The sequence below is a fragment of the Maribacter zhoushanensis genome, from assembly GCF_029350975.1.
In the GTDB taxonomy this organism is placed as follows: Bacteria; Bacteroidota; Bacteroidia; order Flavobacteriales; family Flavobacteriaceae; genus Maribacter; species Maribacter zhoushanensis.
This window is the reverse complement of the sequence record NZ_JARKMR010000001.1, coordinates 1147729-1163246: the sequence shown is the minus strand read 5'-3', so window position 1 is coordinate 1163246 and position 15518 is coordinate 1147729. Positions and strand designations below refer to the sequence as shown.

General features: G+C 35.2%; 15 protein-coding genes and 2 tRNA genes. 8 read left to right on the top strand and 9 right to left on the bottom strand.

Features of this window, described 5'->3' with window-relative positions; translation table 11 throughout:
* Nucleotides 1-49: 49 nt before the first annotated feature.
* Nucleotides 50-835, top strand: a complete 786-nt coding sequence (locus tag PXD56_RS04980) for a diadenylate cyclase (protein WP_036152587.1) — start codon at nt 50-52, stop codon at nt 833-835.
* A gap of 89 nt (nt 836-924) precedes the next feature.
* Entirely contained in the window at nt 925-1632 is a 708-nt protein-coding gene (locus PXD56_RS04975) for a DUF3667 domain-containing protein (RefSeq protein ID WP_276492216.1), read from the top strand.
* Here the strand turns inward: PXD56_RS04975 and PXD56_RS04970 are convergent, their stop codons facing one another.
* Complete coding sequence (locus PXD56_RS04970; RefSeq protein ID WP_276492215.1) at nt 1633-3399, bottom strand: ABC transporter ATP-binding protein; 1767 nt, start codon at nt 3397-3399, stop codon at nt 1633-1635.
* Complete coding sequence (truA, locus tag PXD56_RS04965) at nt 3392-4141, bottom strand: tRNA pseudouridine(38-40) synthase TruA (protein WP_276492214.1); 750 nt, start codon at nt 4139-4141, stop codon at nt 3392-3394. The genes PXD56_RS04970 and truA overlap by 8 nt, the downstream gene beginning before the upstream one ends.
* Before the next feature lie 156 nt (nt 4142-4297).
* Here truA and PXD56_RS04960 point away from each other — a divergent pair, with 156 nt between their 5' ends.
* Nucleotides 4298-4792, top strand: coding sequence for a metallophosphoesterase family protein (locus tag PXD56_RS04960; RefSeq protein ID WP_276492213.1), 495 nt, complete (start codon nt 4298-4300; stop codon nt 4790-4792).
* A gap of 43 nt (nt 4793-4835) precedes the next feature.
* Here the strand turns inward: PXD56_RS04960 and PXD56_RS04955 are convergent, their stop codons facing one another.
* From PXD56_RS04955 to PXD56_RS04945, 3 genes are all read right to left on the bottom strand, one after another.
* A complete protein-coding gene (locus PXD56_RS04955; RefSeq protein WP_276492212.1) occupies nt 4836-5696 on the bottom strand; it encodes a hypothetical protein in 861 nt (286 codons plus the stop codon).
* A gap of 114 nt (nt 5697-5810) precedes the next feature.
* Nucleotides 5811-6308, bottom strand: coding sequence for a hypothetical protein (locus tag PXD56_RS04950; protein ID WP_276492211.1), 498 nt, complete (start codon nt 6306-6308; stop codon nt 5811-5813).
* Nucleotides 6309-6571: 263 nt separating this feature from the next.
* Complete coding sequence (locus PXD56_RS04945; protein ID WP_276492210.1) at nt 6572-6982, bottom strand: DUF4293 domain-containing protein; 411 nt, start codon at nt 6980-6982, stop codon at nt 6572-6574.
* Between the two features lie 196 nt (nt 6983-7178).
* Here PXD56_RS04945 and rho point away from each other — a divergent pair, with 196 nt between their 5' ends.
* The 3 genes from rho (at nt 7179) to PXD56_RS04930 (ending at nt 10386) form a co-directional block, all read left to right on the top strand.
* Nucleotides 7179-8819 carry a transcription termination factor Rho gene (gene rho / locus PXD56_RS04940; protein WP_276492209.1) on the top strand — a complete coding sequence of 547 codons (1641 nt, stop codon included), beginning with the start codon at nt 7179-7181 and terminating at the stop codon, nt 8817-8819.
* A gap of 190 nt (nt 8820-9009) precedes the next feature.
* Nucleotides 9010-9693: a hypothetical protein gene (locus PXD56_RS04935; protein ID WP_276492208.1), complete on the top strand. Its 684-nt coding sequence runs from the start codon at nt 9010-9012 to the stop codon at nt 9691-9693.
* Nucleotides 9694-9705: 12 nt separating this feature from the next.
* A complete protein-coding gene (locus tag PXD56_RS04930; protein ID WP_276492207.1) occupies nt 9706-10386 on the top strand; it encodes a hypothetical protein in 681 nt (226 codons plus the stop codon).
* A gap of 99 nt (nt 10387-10485) precedes the next feature.
* Here the strand turns inward: PXD56_RS04930 and rpsT are convergent, their stop codons facing one another.
* From rpsT to proS, 4 genes are all read right to left on the bottom strand, one after another.
* The gene (rpsT, locus tag PXD56_RS04925; RefSeq protein ID WP_276492206.1) at nt 10486-10737 is read right to left on the bottom strand and encodes a 30S ribosomal protein S20; all 252 of its coding nucleotides are present in this window, start codon (nt 10735-10737) and stop codon (nt 10486-10488) included.
* A 48-nt stretch (nt 10738-10785) separates the two neighbouring features.
* Nucleotides 10786-10857: transfer RNA gene (locus PXD56_RS04920), tRNA-Glu, on the bottom strand.
* A 41-nt stretch (nt 10858-10898) separates the two neighbouring features.
* A tRNA-Glu gene (locus PXD56_RS04915) sits at nt 10899-10970 on the bottom strand.
* Nucleotides 10971-11048: 78 nt separating this feature from the next.
* A complete protein-coding gene (proS, locus tag PXD56_RS04910) occupies nt 11049-12524 on the bottom strand; it encodes a proline--tRNA ligase (RefSeq protein ID WP_276492205.1) in 1476 nt (491 codons plus the stop codon).
* Nucleotides 12525-12662: 138 nt separating this feature from the next.
* Between proS and PXD56_RS04905 the strand changes: the two genes are divergently transcribed.
* Both PXD56_RS04905 and PXD56_RS04900 read left to right on the top strand, forming a co-directional pair.
* Entirely contained in the window at nt 12663-13937 is a 1275-nt protein-coding gene (locus tag PXD56_RS04905; RefSeq protein WP_276492204.1) for a hypothetical protein, read from the top strand.
* Between the two features lie 32 nt (nt 13938-13969).
* On the top strand, nt 13970-15475 hold the full coding sequence (locus PXD56_RS04900) for an OmpP1/FadL family transporter (protein ID WP_276492203.1): 1506 nt from the start codon (nt 13970-13972) through the stop codon (nt 15473-15475).
* The last annotated feature ends 43 nt before the right edge of the window (nt 15476-15518 follow it).

Sequence of the window (15518 nt, the reverse complement as noted above, 5' to 3'; positions counted from 1 at the left end):
TATTAATTTCTTGTCAACTAATTTCTTAATTTTACTAAAACGGTACCGATTGGATTTTTTAAATTTTATTGACTTTAAGATTACGGATGTTCTAGACATCATTTTTGTTGCCGTACTTCTTTATTACATCTACAAACTAGTTAGAGGGTCTGTTGCCATCAATATTTTTATTGGGATTGTTATAGTTTGGGCTTTTTGGAAATTGACCGAATTGCTAGATATGCAAATGATCAGCAGTATGGTCGGTGCCTTTATGCAGGTGGGACTTATTGCTCTAATAATTGTTTTTCAACAAGAGATTAGAAAATTTCTTTTAATGATCGGCTCTACCAATTTCGCTAATAAGAGAAACTTTGTAAAGCATTTTAAATTTTTAAAGCAAGAAGGTTTATCAACTGATACTGATGTAGATGCCATACTAAAAGCTTGTGAAAAAATGGCTAGTAGTAAAACCGGAGCCATTCTCGTAATTGAAAGAAACAACTCATTAGATTTCATTAAAAGCACGGGCGACCGCATGAATATTGAAATCAACCAACCTATTTTAGAAAGTATCTTTTACAAAAACAGTACACTTCATGATGGAGCGGCTGTTATTGTAGGTAATTATATAGTTGCCACAAGAGTAATTTTACCAGTATCCAACGAACGTAATATTCCGCTACGTTTTGGATTACGACATAGGGCAGCAGTAGGTATTAGTGAAAAGACTGATGCAATAAGTATAGTGGTCAGTGAAGAAACCGGACTTATCTCTTACATTAAAAATGGAGAATTTGTCCTTTACGACTCCATTACCCAGTTAGGTAATATGATTAAGCAAGATTTGGTGTAATGAATTGTAAGAACTGCCAAAACAACTTAAAAACAGATTTTAGTTATTGTCCCGATTGTGGTGCTAAGGTAATTCGAAACAGACTTACAGTGAAGAAACTTATTAGTGATGCCACTGAACGTTTTTTTAATGTTGACAATACCTTTCTTATAACTTTCAAACACCTTTTCACAAAACCAGATGAAGTTATTGGTGGTTACATTAATGGTGTTAGAAGGAAATACTTAAACCCTATAAGCTACCTCACCATTGCAATTACTTTTGGCGGACTTTTTGTTTATGTCTGTACGGAGTTCTTCCCCAATGCTTTAGATTTTGATTTTAGATATGAAAATTCTTCATCTTTAACTGAAGCAGAAAATTTAGGGCAAGATTTCCAAAAGACATGGAATACGTACCTTTTTAAATACCAAAGTCTCTTCTATATTGCTATGCTACCTTTTCTTGCTTTAATGTCAAGAATAGTTTTTATCAATAAAAAACAATTTAACCTTAGTGAGCATTTTGTAATAAACATCTACGCATATTCACACCTGTCCATAATTATCAATACCGTTTACATGTTGGTTTTATGGAACTCCAAATTACTTTACTACGTTTCAATGGTCAATTTGGTATTTCAAATTGGGTTCTTTACTTGGGTATTTTACAAGCTCTTTAATTTGACAATAAAGCAGACCATATTGAAACTTTTACTATTTCTTGTTCTATTCGCTACGATATGCTTTGTAATAATGTTAATTGCGATAGTATATATAGCCCTTTTTACTGATACTTTTCAGAAAATGGCAGCCTAATTAAGCTACCTCCTCAGCTAAGAACTGAGCTTCATAAAGATTACTATAATAACCACCTTTTTTAAGCAGTTGTTTGTGTGTGCCCGTCTCAACAATATTGCCGGCATCCATCACAATAATTTTATCGGCTTTTTTAATAGTAGCCAAACGGTGGGCAATAACTATTGAAGTTCTGCCTTGAGTAATTTTATCTGTAGCCAATTGTATCAGCTGTTCTGAATAGGTATCCACGGATGATGTAGCTTCATCTAAAATTAAGATACTAGGGTTGCTAACATATGCTCTTAAAAAAGCAATTAATTGCCTTTGACCGCTTGAAAGCATGCTACCTCTTTCTTTTACATTATAATTATAACCACCAGGTAGGCTAGAAATAAACTCATCTACCCCAATAGCCTTAGCTGCATTCTCAATATCATCAACAGTAATGTTGGCGTCTTTTAAAGAAATATTATTAGCAATGGTATCTGCAAACAAAAAGACATCTTGCAATACTACTGCTATATGCGAACGTAAAGATGCTAAATCATAATCTTTAATAGCTATACCGTCAACGGATATAGAGCCACTATTAATTTCATAAAATCTATTCAATAAATTGATGATCGTACTTTTTCCAGCACCCGTTGCACCAACAATAGCAACAGTTTCCCCTGCTTTTACATCAAAAGAAATTCCGTGTAAAACCTCTTCGTCTTCTAAATACCCAAAATGTACATTATCAAAACTGATATCACCATTAACGGTTTCTTTTTCAAAAGAACCTACGTCTTGTATATGACTATCGGTGTCTAAAATTTTAAATACCCTATTTGCAGCCACCATCCCCATTTGCAGGGTATTGAACTTATCTGCAATTTGACGAAGTGGTCTAAAAAGTAAATCGATCAACATGATAAACGCGAAAATAGTACCTGCTATATCTGTCGAAATATTAGCAACATTTTGCAATCCGCCGTACCATACAATTAATCCCACTGTAATGGAAGAAACAATTTCAGCAATCGGAAAGAAAATGGAGTTATACCACACCGTTTTTAACCATGCTTTTTTATGCTTTTCATTAATCTCTCTAAACTTGTCGCTTTCAATTTTCTCACGTGTAAAAAGCTGCACTATTTTCATGCCCGTAATACGCTCTTGAACAAAAGAATTTAAATTAGATACCTCTGCCCTTACCTCTGTAAAAGCAACTTTCATAGCTTTTTGAAACCATCTTGTTGCATATACAATAATGGGCAACAATGCAAAGACGATAAGCGAGAGTTTCCAGTTGATGAAAAGCATGACCATTGCAGCTACTACCATTTTCAGCAAATCTGCTACAATTACAAAAAATCCTTGACTAAAAATCTCTCCAATTCTCTGCATATCGGCAACAGCTCTAGTCACCAAGACCCCTAAAGACGAGTTATCAAAATAGGTCATTTTAAAAGAAAGCATCTTTTTAAATAAGTTGATGCGTATATCTCTAATAACAGATTCTCCAAGCCAATTCGCATAATAATTAAATGCCAGTTGGCAGGTTACTTGACCAAGCAACACTACCAACATAGCTATAGTTAAGTAAAGCAACATCTCATCATTACTGCCTTTAATAGCCGTATCAATTATTTCTTTTACGATCAAGGGTGTAAGAATGGCAAAACCAGATAATAATATAGCAGCCAAAGCAACGCCATAAAAAGTTATTTTGTACGGTTTTGTGTAGGCCAGTAAGCGTTTAAAAAGACGAGTGTCAAATGCTTTGCCAGAATCCTTATCCATTCTTTAAAATAGTATTGGGGTAAACAATAGAGGTCAAATATAGTCCTTTTGCAGGAACAGAAACGCCCGCTTTTGTTCTATCCTTGCTTTTTAATATGGTATTAACATAGTCTGCCGGATATTTACCCAAACCCACATTAATTAAGGTACCAACTATGGCTCTGACCATATTTCTAAGAAACCTATCTGCCGTAATTGTAAAAATAAGTTTGTCATTTTCTAGCTGCCAATGCGCTTCTCTTAGGTCGCAAATATTAGTAAAAACATCTGTATTGGATTTTGAAAAACATTCAAAATCTTTTTTACCCAACAACAATTCCGCCGCAGTATTCATTTGTTCAACATCAATATCCTTTTTTACAAAATGAGCTAAATCTGTAGCAAACGGATTCTTCTTTTTATCGATATGATATTCATAAGTTCTAGCCGTGGCATGAAAACGGGCATGAGCATCTTCTGTTACCTCAAAAATTCGCTCAACTGCTATATCATTGGGCAAGAAAGAATTTAATCGAAAAACGTATTCTTCAAAATTTTCCAAAACATCAACATCAAAGTGAGCGTACATTTCTTTAGCGTGAACACCTGTATCTGTACGACCGGCACCCATAAGTGAAACCTTAGAATTTAAAAGTGTAGACATGCCATTTTCTAGCACTTCTTGTACGGTTATGGCATTTGGCTGATTCTGCCAACCATGGTATGCTTTACCGAAGTATGAAAATTGAATGAAGAATCTCAAAAGGATATACTAATTTTGTATCTCGCAAAGGTATTAAAAAGGATACGTTTTAACATTGAATAGATTAAGCTATAATTCTAAACATAAGAATTAAAATTTTAGATCATTAGTCAACTATCAAATTCAATCTTTTTATCCGCATAACTTAAAATATAAATGACCAAAATACTCTTACTTTCTGATACACATTCACATATAGACGATGCTATTCTAAAGCATGTTAAATGGGCTGATGAAGTGTGGCATGCAGGCGATATTGGTTCTTTAGAGGTTACGGATGCTATTGCAAAATTAAAGCCCTTGAAAGGTGTTCATGGTAACATTGACGACCATATCATTCAAAAAGAATTTCCAGAAAATAACAGATTTTTCTGTGAAGGAGTTGATGTTTTAATCACACATATTGGTGGTTATCCACCTAAATACAATATTAGAACAAGAGATATTATAAAAGAGAATCCGCCAAAATTATTCATTTGCGGACACTCGCACATATTAAAAGTAATGATGGATAAAAAATTAGGCGTTCTACATATGAATCCTGGAGCCTGTGGTAAACATGGTTTTCACCAAGTACGTACTATGTTACGTTTTATAATAGAAGGTGATAATATTAAAGACCTAGAGGTAATTGAATTAGGCAAAAGATAAAATACAGGATTTTGTTATCTAACCAAACCCTGTATCTAGCTAATTAATATTCAAACGAAACGCCTAAAGATAAAGTACCACCATCATAAATATTCTTACGCTCAACCAAAAAGCCGGCATAATCAGAATATTGGGCTACCACGTTGAAATGATCGGTAACTTTATACATTGAAGTAACCCCGTAATTGGTAAATGTAGTACCCTCACCAAACAAGAACGAACCGCTTTGCACATTGTTTTCAGAAGATAACCGCTCTTGAATTTTTAATTTTCCTATTACATACAGTTTATCAAAAAACAAATGTCCTAATTCTACACCTGCTTGTAATTGGTTGCTAAAACCCTCTGTTCTAAAATTTACACTAGAGAAAGCTGAAGCATATGTTTTGCCATTATCAAAACCATGAGATGCCGCAAGTGTGGTCCACACATTGAACTCACCATCAGAGACAGGCAAATTAATTTCGTCAAATTCACCAAATGCATTCGCATTTGTAGATTGCGCAAAATTACTACCATCATTAGTTGGTATATCTAAAGCCACTTGTAACGATAATGGAAAGCTTTTTAAAAGTTTATATTTTATACCCAACTGAATATTACCTACTCCGCCAACAGTTTCAGTAGTACTAAAACTATTTAAACGCACCAATGGTAAATCAAGAATTGCCGTAAACCTATCAGAAATACCATATTCTCCATAAATTAAAAATGCACTGGTATTAAAAGTACTTCCTTGATCTGCCAATGTACCTTCTGTGGTATAATAGTTATTAGAAGAGAAATGTGCAGCAGATGCCTGAACATAAAACCCTTTTGCTTCTCTCGTCCATCCACTTTGTGCCTGAGCATAATATGTGAATAGGCAACAGCATATGACTATGATGCTTTTTATATTTTTCATAATTCTTTGATATTAAGTTATAAGGATAGAACAACCCTTATAAAAAAAAGCCTTTGGGAGACATAGAAAAACAGAATCATGTGTCTCTATTCCCAAAGGCGGTAATAAATTATATTAGTTTAAAGCAACATTACCAAATGGAATGTTTGCGGTAGCACACCAAAGAATAATATGTGTGTATTTAGCATCTGGTGCAGCATCTAGCTTAATGAACATTTCGCCGTTGTCTGCCACGTTACCGATTAACATTAAATCTGGATTTCCGTTTGCCGGATCAGCAGTAAAAACTTCTGAAGTAGATAAAAATATACCTACAGTACCCGTACCTAATTCAGTAGTAAAGTCATCTGCAAAACGAACAAAGTTTGCATCGTCTGCATCAATACCAACTTCAACCAACCCTTGTGTAGGCGTACCGCTTTCAGCAACTAGATTACCACTTAAGGTTACCATTAAATCACCAACTGGCAATGACGAATCTACCTCTACCGTTTCAGTTTCAACTACTGTTTCAGTAACTGTTACTACTTCACCATCATCATCTGAACAACTGATAAAGAATGTTGTCATAACACTAGCTAGTAATACAAGAGTAAATTTTCTGTTTTTCATAATTGTAATTTTTAAAATGTTTAGTTTTAAAACAGGTAACTAACGACTATCGTTAGCCTTGCTGTTTCTTGAGTACAAACATAGAAATGGGGTATCACGAAGAATTCAAGGAAAAGTAAAGAGTTTATCACATTGGGCAGGAAAGCTGCAATAGTTTTGTGATATTTAAAGAAAGAGTGTTATTTGGAAAGAAAAATTAGGGCATAAAAAAACCCGGAAACTACCCCGGGTTTTAACGCACTAATACTACTAAGATTATAGGCTTAACGCAAGCGATCAACAGATTTTACAAGATCTTCATCCTTCTTTATAGCTCTATTTGCAAGAACCAAAAAAATGATAGAAAATACTGGAATCAGCATCCCAATACCCTTCTCAGAGACCAAGGTCTCTCCGGATAAGTTTAGTGATCGGTATACGAAAAATCCTAATAAAAAAACATTCAATATCATGTTCAGCCTGTTAATGACAAACTGAGATTTTCTATTTTTAAATTGTACTATAGCCCAAACAGCTAGAACAGTACTTGCGTAAAAGGCAATAGAAATAAGCATTTCATTATTTGCAAATACTTCAACACCATCGATATCTATCCATAGGTTAAAGAAGAACGGTAGAACACCCGTAAGTATTGCTACAACTATCAAATAAAGGCTTTGTATTCTTTGAATCATAAATCAATTACCAGTTTACGTTGCAAAAATACATGTCTTTTCAAAAAATATACCCCTTTTATTCAAAATAATTTGTAATATTGCTACGTTATCACGTCATAACGCCTACCACTAAGGAAATTATCTCCTTAAGATTATCCAAATAAAATAGTTACTTCTTACAATACAAACTACTTATAATTTATTCTACTACTTAATGTTTGAGATTTCAGATTTAAAATCAAAAAAGCTACCTGAGCTTCAGGAAATTGCTAAAGGACTAAAGGTTCCTAAATTCAAGACCTTAAAAAAACTAGATTTAGTTTATCAGATTTTGGACGTACAAGCTGCGAATCCAAAAGTTGCCGCAGCTATAGTTCCTGCTGCAACAGAAGAGGCTAGCAAACCTGCAGAAGCAAAACCGAAGCCTAAGCCAAGACCAAGGCCACGTGTTGCCGCAAATACCAACAAAGAGTCTAAGGCACCAGCAAAACCAACTCAAGAAAAAACTACTCCTGAGAAAGTTGCTCCGGTAAAGAAAGAGAATAATACAGAAAGTGTTTCTAAAGAACCTGTAGAACAAAAAAGACCAAGACCAAGGCCAAAGGCTGCAAACCAGCCTAACAAAAAGAATTCTAATCAGAATAACAATCACAACAAAAAGCCTAATCCTAGATCTAACCATGACAAAAGTAATTTTGACAAGGATCTAAAAAACAGGTATAAAGAACCAGAGTATGAGTTTGACTCCATTATTGCCAGTGAAGGTGTATTGGATATCATGCAAGACGGCTACGGATTTTTACGTTCTTCTGATTACAACTATTTATCATCACCAGATGATATTTACGTTTCTCAATCACAAATTCGTCTTTTCGGCTTAAAAACTGGAGATACCGTATTGGGTAACGTAAGACCACCAAAGGAAGGTGAAAAATATTTCCCTCTTATTAAGGTGAATAAAATTAACGGTATAGACCCTCAGATAGTTCGTGATCGTGTATCATTTGAACATTTGACTCCGTTATTCCCACAAGAAAAATTCAATTTGGCAGAACGTCAAAGCACAATATCTACTCGTATTATTGATTTGTTCTCCCCTATCGGTAAAGGACAAAGAGGTATGATCGTATCTCAACCAAAGTCTGGTAAAACCATGCTATTGAAAGATATTGCAAACGGTATAGCAGCAAATCATCCAGAGGTTTATCAGATTATCTTACTTATTGATGAACGTCCTGAAGAGGTAACCGATATGCAACGTAACGTACGTGGAGAAGTAGTTGCTTCTACATTCGACAAAGAACCAACAGAGCATGTACGTGTAGCAAACATTGTTTTAGAAAAAGCGAAACGTTTAGTAGAATGTGGTCACGATGTAGTAATTCTTTTAGACTCTATTACACGTTTGGCAAGAGCATACAATACTGTACAACCAGCATCTGGTAAGGTATTAAGTGGTGGTGTTGATGCAAATGCACTACACAAGCCAAAAAGATTTTTTGGTGCTGCCCGTAATATAGAAGGCGGCGGATCATTATCTATTATTGCTACGGCATTAACAGAGACAGGATCTAAAATGGATGAAGTTATCTTTGAAGAATTCAAAGGTACAGGTAACATGGAACTTCAATTGGATCGCAAGATTGCAAACAGAAGAATTTTCCCTGCAATTGACCTTACTTCTTCTAGTACACGTAGAGATGACATGTTATTAGACGAAAGCACACTACAACGTATGTGGATCATGCGTAAGTACCTTGCGGATATGAACCCGGTAGAAGCTATGGAGTTTATAGAGCAACGCTTTAAACAAACTAAGAATAACGAAGAGTTCTTGATGACAATGAATCAATAGAACTTTTCTAATATCATAAAAAATCCCGATTTCTTTTAGAGATCGGGATTTTTACATTTATACACTTTTCTTGCTGACATGCAATGTTTTACATTGTCTCAAATTTATTTTTAATATCTTTATTGTTGAACAAAAGAACTCTCCCCAGTCTTTTACTAGTTTTCTAATTAATCATTTTAATTCTCAGAAAATGAAAAGACCACACACCCTAATCAGTAAAATTTTATGCTCAAGTATTCTTATAGCCTTTATTAACTGCAAGGAAGAAGAGAAAAAGGAAATTGAGCAACCACACCCTATAGCTACAGTAAGTGCTCCAGAAGGCATTATTTCTATAAAAGAAGCAAGTACGTTATATAACAATTATACAGAGCATAGAGCTGATATAATTGAACAATATGAACAAAAGGTACGTGCCCCAGAAAAAGAATTTCAAGTAGGTAGATTTGTAGATTTTGATTACCAAACTATAAAAGACTATATAGCCTATGTTGACCAAGAAGCTAAAAATGCAGGTGTAGAAAAAGTAACTAAATTACGCCTGTATTTTGCAAACTACCCTGCCGAAGGAAATTTCCCTGACGGCAAACCATTTGTACACCCAAGACAGAACTCTATATTTATTGTTCCCACTTTAAATAAAAAAGGAGAAGATTACGCTTTTTATATTGGCGAAAATGGAAAGGCCGAATTGATACGTGACATAACAATAAATCAAATTAACGGGATAGGTAATTACAGAAATGCTGAAACTGAAAAATCATATGCCAGTATAATACCAACATTTACTTTAAATTCAAGCTTACAAACCAGAGGAACCAGTCTTGCTTTAAACCGCGGAAATGGCGGACCACCACCTCGGACAGATTTTTAAAATATGCCCCAAATGATATTGGATTTTTTCAGTAGAAGTTACTTTGTAATTATTTACGGCATTGCATTGATAGCATCTATTAAAACGTATAGAAAGTATTTTGATACCGTTTTTAGATATCTTCCGGTCATAATTGCCTATACTTTTTGCAATGAATTATTGGGTTATATGATTAAATATTTTCCTGATTATACCTTTTTCAACGATTTAAAAGATAGCCAGTACAATGAAATCATTTACAATTTGTATGACCTTGTATTTTTTCCCTATTTCTATTACGCCTATTGGAAACTTTCATTAAATAAAATAAATAAAAATAAAATTTTATATGCGTCAATAATTGCCATGTCTAGCTATATTATTAGTTGTTTTTTTCAAAACCCAATGGACATTACTCTATTTTATGCATACACAATTGCCTCTTTAACATTACTATATTGCATATTCATTAATTTCAAAGAAAAATACGACGCAGGAGCAAAAATCATCAATCGCTATAATCTCGTATTCTGGATAAATAGTTCGTTGATCATATTTTATTCTACATCGCCCTTTTTATTGATTATAGGATATACCCAATATGGTTTGTGGGAATATTATAATTTAAGATTAGTATTAAACATTCTAATTGTAGTAATGTACAGTGTGATAACCATTGGTTTCTTGAGCAGCAGCAAACGCTCGTTTAAATAGACCAAAAATTAGATAAGTCTTCCACATCTATATGGAAACGTTACAAACAAAAAAAGCCTTCCATAACTGGAAGGCTTTTTAATTTCTTAAGGCAATGTATTACAATGCAGCAACGTGCTTTGCTAACTTACTTTTTAAGTTGGCAGCTTTGTTATCATGAATGATATTACGTTTAGCCAAACGATCGATCATACTAACAACACTTGGAAAAAGAGCCTCTGCATCTTTCTTAGATTCTTCTGCACGTAATTTCTTAATAGCATTACGTGTAGTTTTATGCTGGTATCTGTTACGCAAACGAACTGCTTCGTTTCTTCTAATTCTCTTTAATGCCGACTTGTGATTTGCCATTTTATTATTTGTTATAATTTCTTCGGATTCTCATCCATTCAATTTTTGTAGTCCGTAGGGGAATCGAACCCCTGTTACCAGGATGAAAACCTGGCGTCCTAACCCCTAGACGAACGGACCATTATATCAATACTTGGAAATACATCCAACGGTTTAATTAGTAGTCCGTAGGGGAATCGAACCCCTGTTACCAGGATGAAAACCTGGCGTCCTAACCCCTAGACGAACGGACCATACTTTGCGCAATTGCGGATGCAAAAATACAAATATTTTTTACTATCGCAACACCTCTTTATTATTTTTTAAAAAAATTAATACGCTTTAGCAAATAAGACCCTTTTATTAGACGGTTTTCCGGAGACCATACAAGTACCTTCTTCCTCTTTTGCATCTATGGGAATGCAACGTATAGTTGCCTTTGTCTCATTTTTGACACGTTCTTCGGTTTCTTTACTACCGTCCCAATGTGCAGAAATAAATCCGCCTTTTTCTTTTAAAACTTTTTTAAATTCATCATAAGAATCCACCTCAGTGATATGATTAGTTCTATAATCAAGCGCTTTTTGGTACATATTCTTCTGAATATCTTCCATTAAAAACTCAATTTTCGCCACTACATCTGTCGCAGCAACAGTCTCTTTTTGTAAAGTATCTCTTCTAGCCAATTCATAGGTGCCATTTTCAAGGTCTCTTGGTCCAATTGCCAATCTTACCGGTACTCCACGTAACTCGTACTCATTAAATTTAAATCCTGGCTTATGTGTATCTCTATTATCAAATTTAACAGAAATACCTTTAGCCCTTAATTCTTTTACTAACGGGTTTACCGTCTCTGAAATTTTATCCAACTGATCCAATCCTTTATAAATAGGTACGATAACTACTTGAATAGGAGCCAATTTAGGAGGAATAACCAATCCGTTATCATCACTATGCGTCATAATCAACGCCCCCATTAATCTTGTAGACACTCCCCAAGAAGTTGCCCAAACATGTTCCTTACCACCTTCTTTCGTTGCAAATTTCACATCAAAAGCCTTAGCGAAATTTTGTCCTAAAAAGTGAGAAGTTCCAGCTTGTAACGCTTTACCATCTTGCATTAATGCCTCTATACAATAAGTTTCAATAGCCCCTGCAAAACGCTCGCTTTCTGTTTTAGTACCTTTTATAACAGGTACTGCCATATGATTTTCAGCAAAATCAGCATAAACGTTCATCATTTGTTCCGCCTCTTCAATAGCTTCTTTCTCAGTAGCATGTGCCGTATGGCCTTCTTGCCATAAAAATTCTGCTGTTCTTAAGAACAATCTAGTACGCATCTCCCAACGCACAACATTTGCCCATTGATTAATAAGTAGCGGTAAATCTCTATAAGATTGAATCCATTTCTTATACGTATCCCAAATTATAGTTTCAGAAGTTGGTCTTACAATAAGCTCTTCTTCTAATTTTGCATCTGGATCAACAATAATACCGCTTCCGTCTTCGGCATTTTTCAATCTGTAATGGGTAACTACAGCGCATTCTTTTGCAAATCCTTCTACATGACTCGCCTCTTTACTTAAATATGATTTAGGAATAAATAATGGGAAATAGGCATTCTCATGACCAGTCTCTTTAAACATCTTATCTAAACCGGCTTGCATTTTCTCCCAAATACCGTAACCATATGGCTTTATAACCATACAACCTCTTACACCAGAGTTTTCGGCCAAATCTGCCTTAACCACTAATTCATTATACCATTTGGAATAATCCTCGCTTCTCTTCGTCAAATTTTTACTCATTATCTGGACTTTGGCACAAATTTTGTGAATATTACTATATAATAATTGAGTAAAACTAGTTATTTTTAATATGTTCAACAATATAATTTTGATCCGATGATATATTCTTTACCCCACAACAAACTTCGAAACATTACAATGTTGGTGACACTAGCTGTTTTTATAACATCTTGTGGCTCTTACCAGCAATCATCTTATTATGGTAATGACGGTATTTATTCTGATGATACCCCTACTACTGTAGAAAGAAGACCAGAACAAAGAAATTATACTCAGAATAATCCTGAATCTGACACCTATACTGACTATTTTGGTGAAAAAGCCGACCAGTATGGTGAAATTTTAGGTGATGAAATATTTACTGATATTGATTCTTATTCTAGTAATAATCTAGAAGGGGAGATACAAGATGACCAATTAACAGATTACTATGCTAATACAAATGACTATGAAGGTTATGGTAGCTGGGGTAGTAACAATGCTGATGTAAGTATCTATGTTCATAATAATGGCTGGAACAACTGGGGTTACGGCAATCTTTATGGATGGGGCTGGAACAATATTGGTTATGCAGGATTTTACGGTGCCGGATGGGGTCAACCTTGGGGCTGGAACAGATGGAATAGATGGAACAACTGGGGATATGGCGGATTTGGATTCGGTTGGAACAACTGGGGATATGGATGGAACAGACCTTTCTACGGCAATAATTTTGGTTATGCATACGGTTACGGTTACGGCAACAGGTATTACAGTCGTAACAATAGATTCTCTAATAGAAGCTATGCTTTAAACAATTCTAGAAGAGGAAACTATACAAGACAAACCACCAATAACAGCGGACTTTCAGCAACAGCGGCAAGAGGTCGTTCAAACGTGAACACTAGAGGCAACTCATCTAGATATAGAACTACGACAGGTAGATCAACAACAGCTAGGAGTTCTGCGAATACACGTAGCTCAAGAACATATTCCGGTAGTTCTACAGCAAGAAGAACTGTAGGGGTTGACCAAAATAGAGCTTATAGAACAAGTAGAAGTACGCGAGCTACACCAAGATACAGCAGTAGTTCTTCAAGAAATTACAGTAGTAGATACAGCAGTAGCCCAGGAACATCTAGGTCTAGCACGGCAAGATCTAGTAGCAGAGTTGCAGTACCAAGAACCTCAACATATAGAAACTCTGGTAGCAGCTCTAGAAGTTATTCTTCTGGCAGAAGCTCAAGTGGATCAAGCAGTAGGTCTTACAGAAGTTCTGGAAGCAGCTCTAGAAGTAGCAACTATAGCTCAGGCAGAAGCAGCTCTAGCGGTAGTTCTTACAGAAGCTCGGGTAGCAGTTCTAGAAGTTCTAGCAGCGGATCTTCATCTAGGTCTTCTGGTTCATCTAGAAGCAGTAGCAGCAGAAGAAACTAAAATCGAACATTTATCAAACTTGAAAAATTGTTATGAAAAGATATTTAACTTTCGTAATACTAATGGCATGTGCCGTTGGTAGCGCACAAGACATAAACGAAGCATTACGTTACGGTAGGGAAAACCTTCAAGGTACGGCTCGCTTTCAAGCTATGGGCGGGGCATTTGGCGCACTTGGCGGCGACTTATCGTCACTAAACATTAACCCTGCCGGTTCAGCGGTTTTCAACAATAGCCTTTTTACCATTACAGGATCAAATTACCATACAAATAATGATGCCCGTTATTTTGGCGATGCATTAATAACCAAGGATAATACTATTGAATTAAACCAAATAGGTGCTGCATTTGTTTTTAAAAATACAGATACTAATTCTGATTGGAAAAAATTCACTTTGGCATTCAACTATGATTTGGTAAACAATTTTGATAATGAATATTATGTATCCGGTAGTGCTACAGAAGGTATTGATACCTACTTTTTAGAATACGCTGGCGGCACACCTTTTGGATCCATATTATTACAAGATGGCGAGTTTTTGGAAGAAGCTTATCTGGATATAGGTTCAGCTCAAGGCTTCAGAGATCAGCAGACATTCTTAGGATATTACGGAGGTATTCTAAACCCAGAGACCGAGGATGATAGCAACACCAATTACATTAGTAATTCATTATATGATTTTGTCAATCAAGATTTCATAAGAAGAACCACAGGCTACAATAGTAAATTTACGGTGAATGTAGCTTCTCAATACAAAGAGAACATTTACTTGGGAGCTTCATTAAATTTTCACAGTGTATTTTATACTCAATTTGATCAATTTACGGAAGATGGCTATGAACCTAATTCAGCAATAACCAGAACAACATTTGACAATTATCTTGAAACAGAAGGTAACGGCTTCTCTTTCACCTTAGGCGCAATTGCTAAACTAAATGATAATGTACGTTTAGGTGGTAGTTATCAGTCACCTACATGGTACCGTTTAGAGGACAACACTTCTCAACGTGTAAATTCTGATTTAGCAGATGCCGATATTAATTTCATTAATTTTAATATTGTAAACCTTTACGAAGAGTATACCGTAAAAACCCCAGGTAAATTAACTGGTAGTTTAGCTTTAGTTTTTGCTAAAGACGGTTTATTAAGTTTCGATTATGGATATCAAGATTTCTCACAATCTGAATTACGTCCTACCAACGACCCTAGTTTCCAAACAGTAAACTCAGATATTGCAAGTGATTTAGGTGCCGTTTCTACTTTTAGACTTGGCGGTGAGTACAGAATTCAACAAGTAAGCCTAAGAGCTGGATATCGTTTTGAACAAAGCCCTTATGCAAACGGTAATACGATAGGAGATTTAAATGCTGTTTCCGGTGGTATTGGCTACAACTTTGGCGGCAGTAAATTAGATTTTTCACTTAGCCGTTCTCAACAAGATGTTAGCGAGAGATTATTTAATGCCGGTATTACAACACCCGCAATGATTGATAGAGGAATTATGAATGCTACTTTAAGTTATACGATTAACTTCTAGTCTAAAATATATACATAATAAAAAGGGGAGCTTAAAGCTCCCC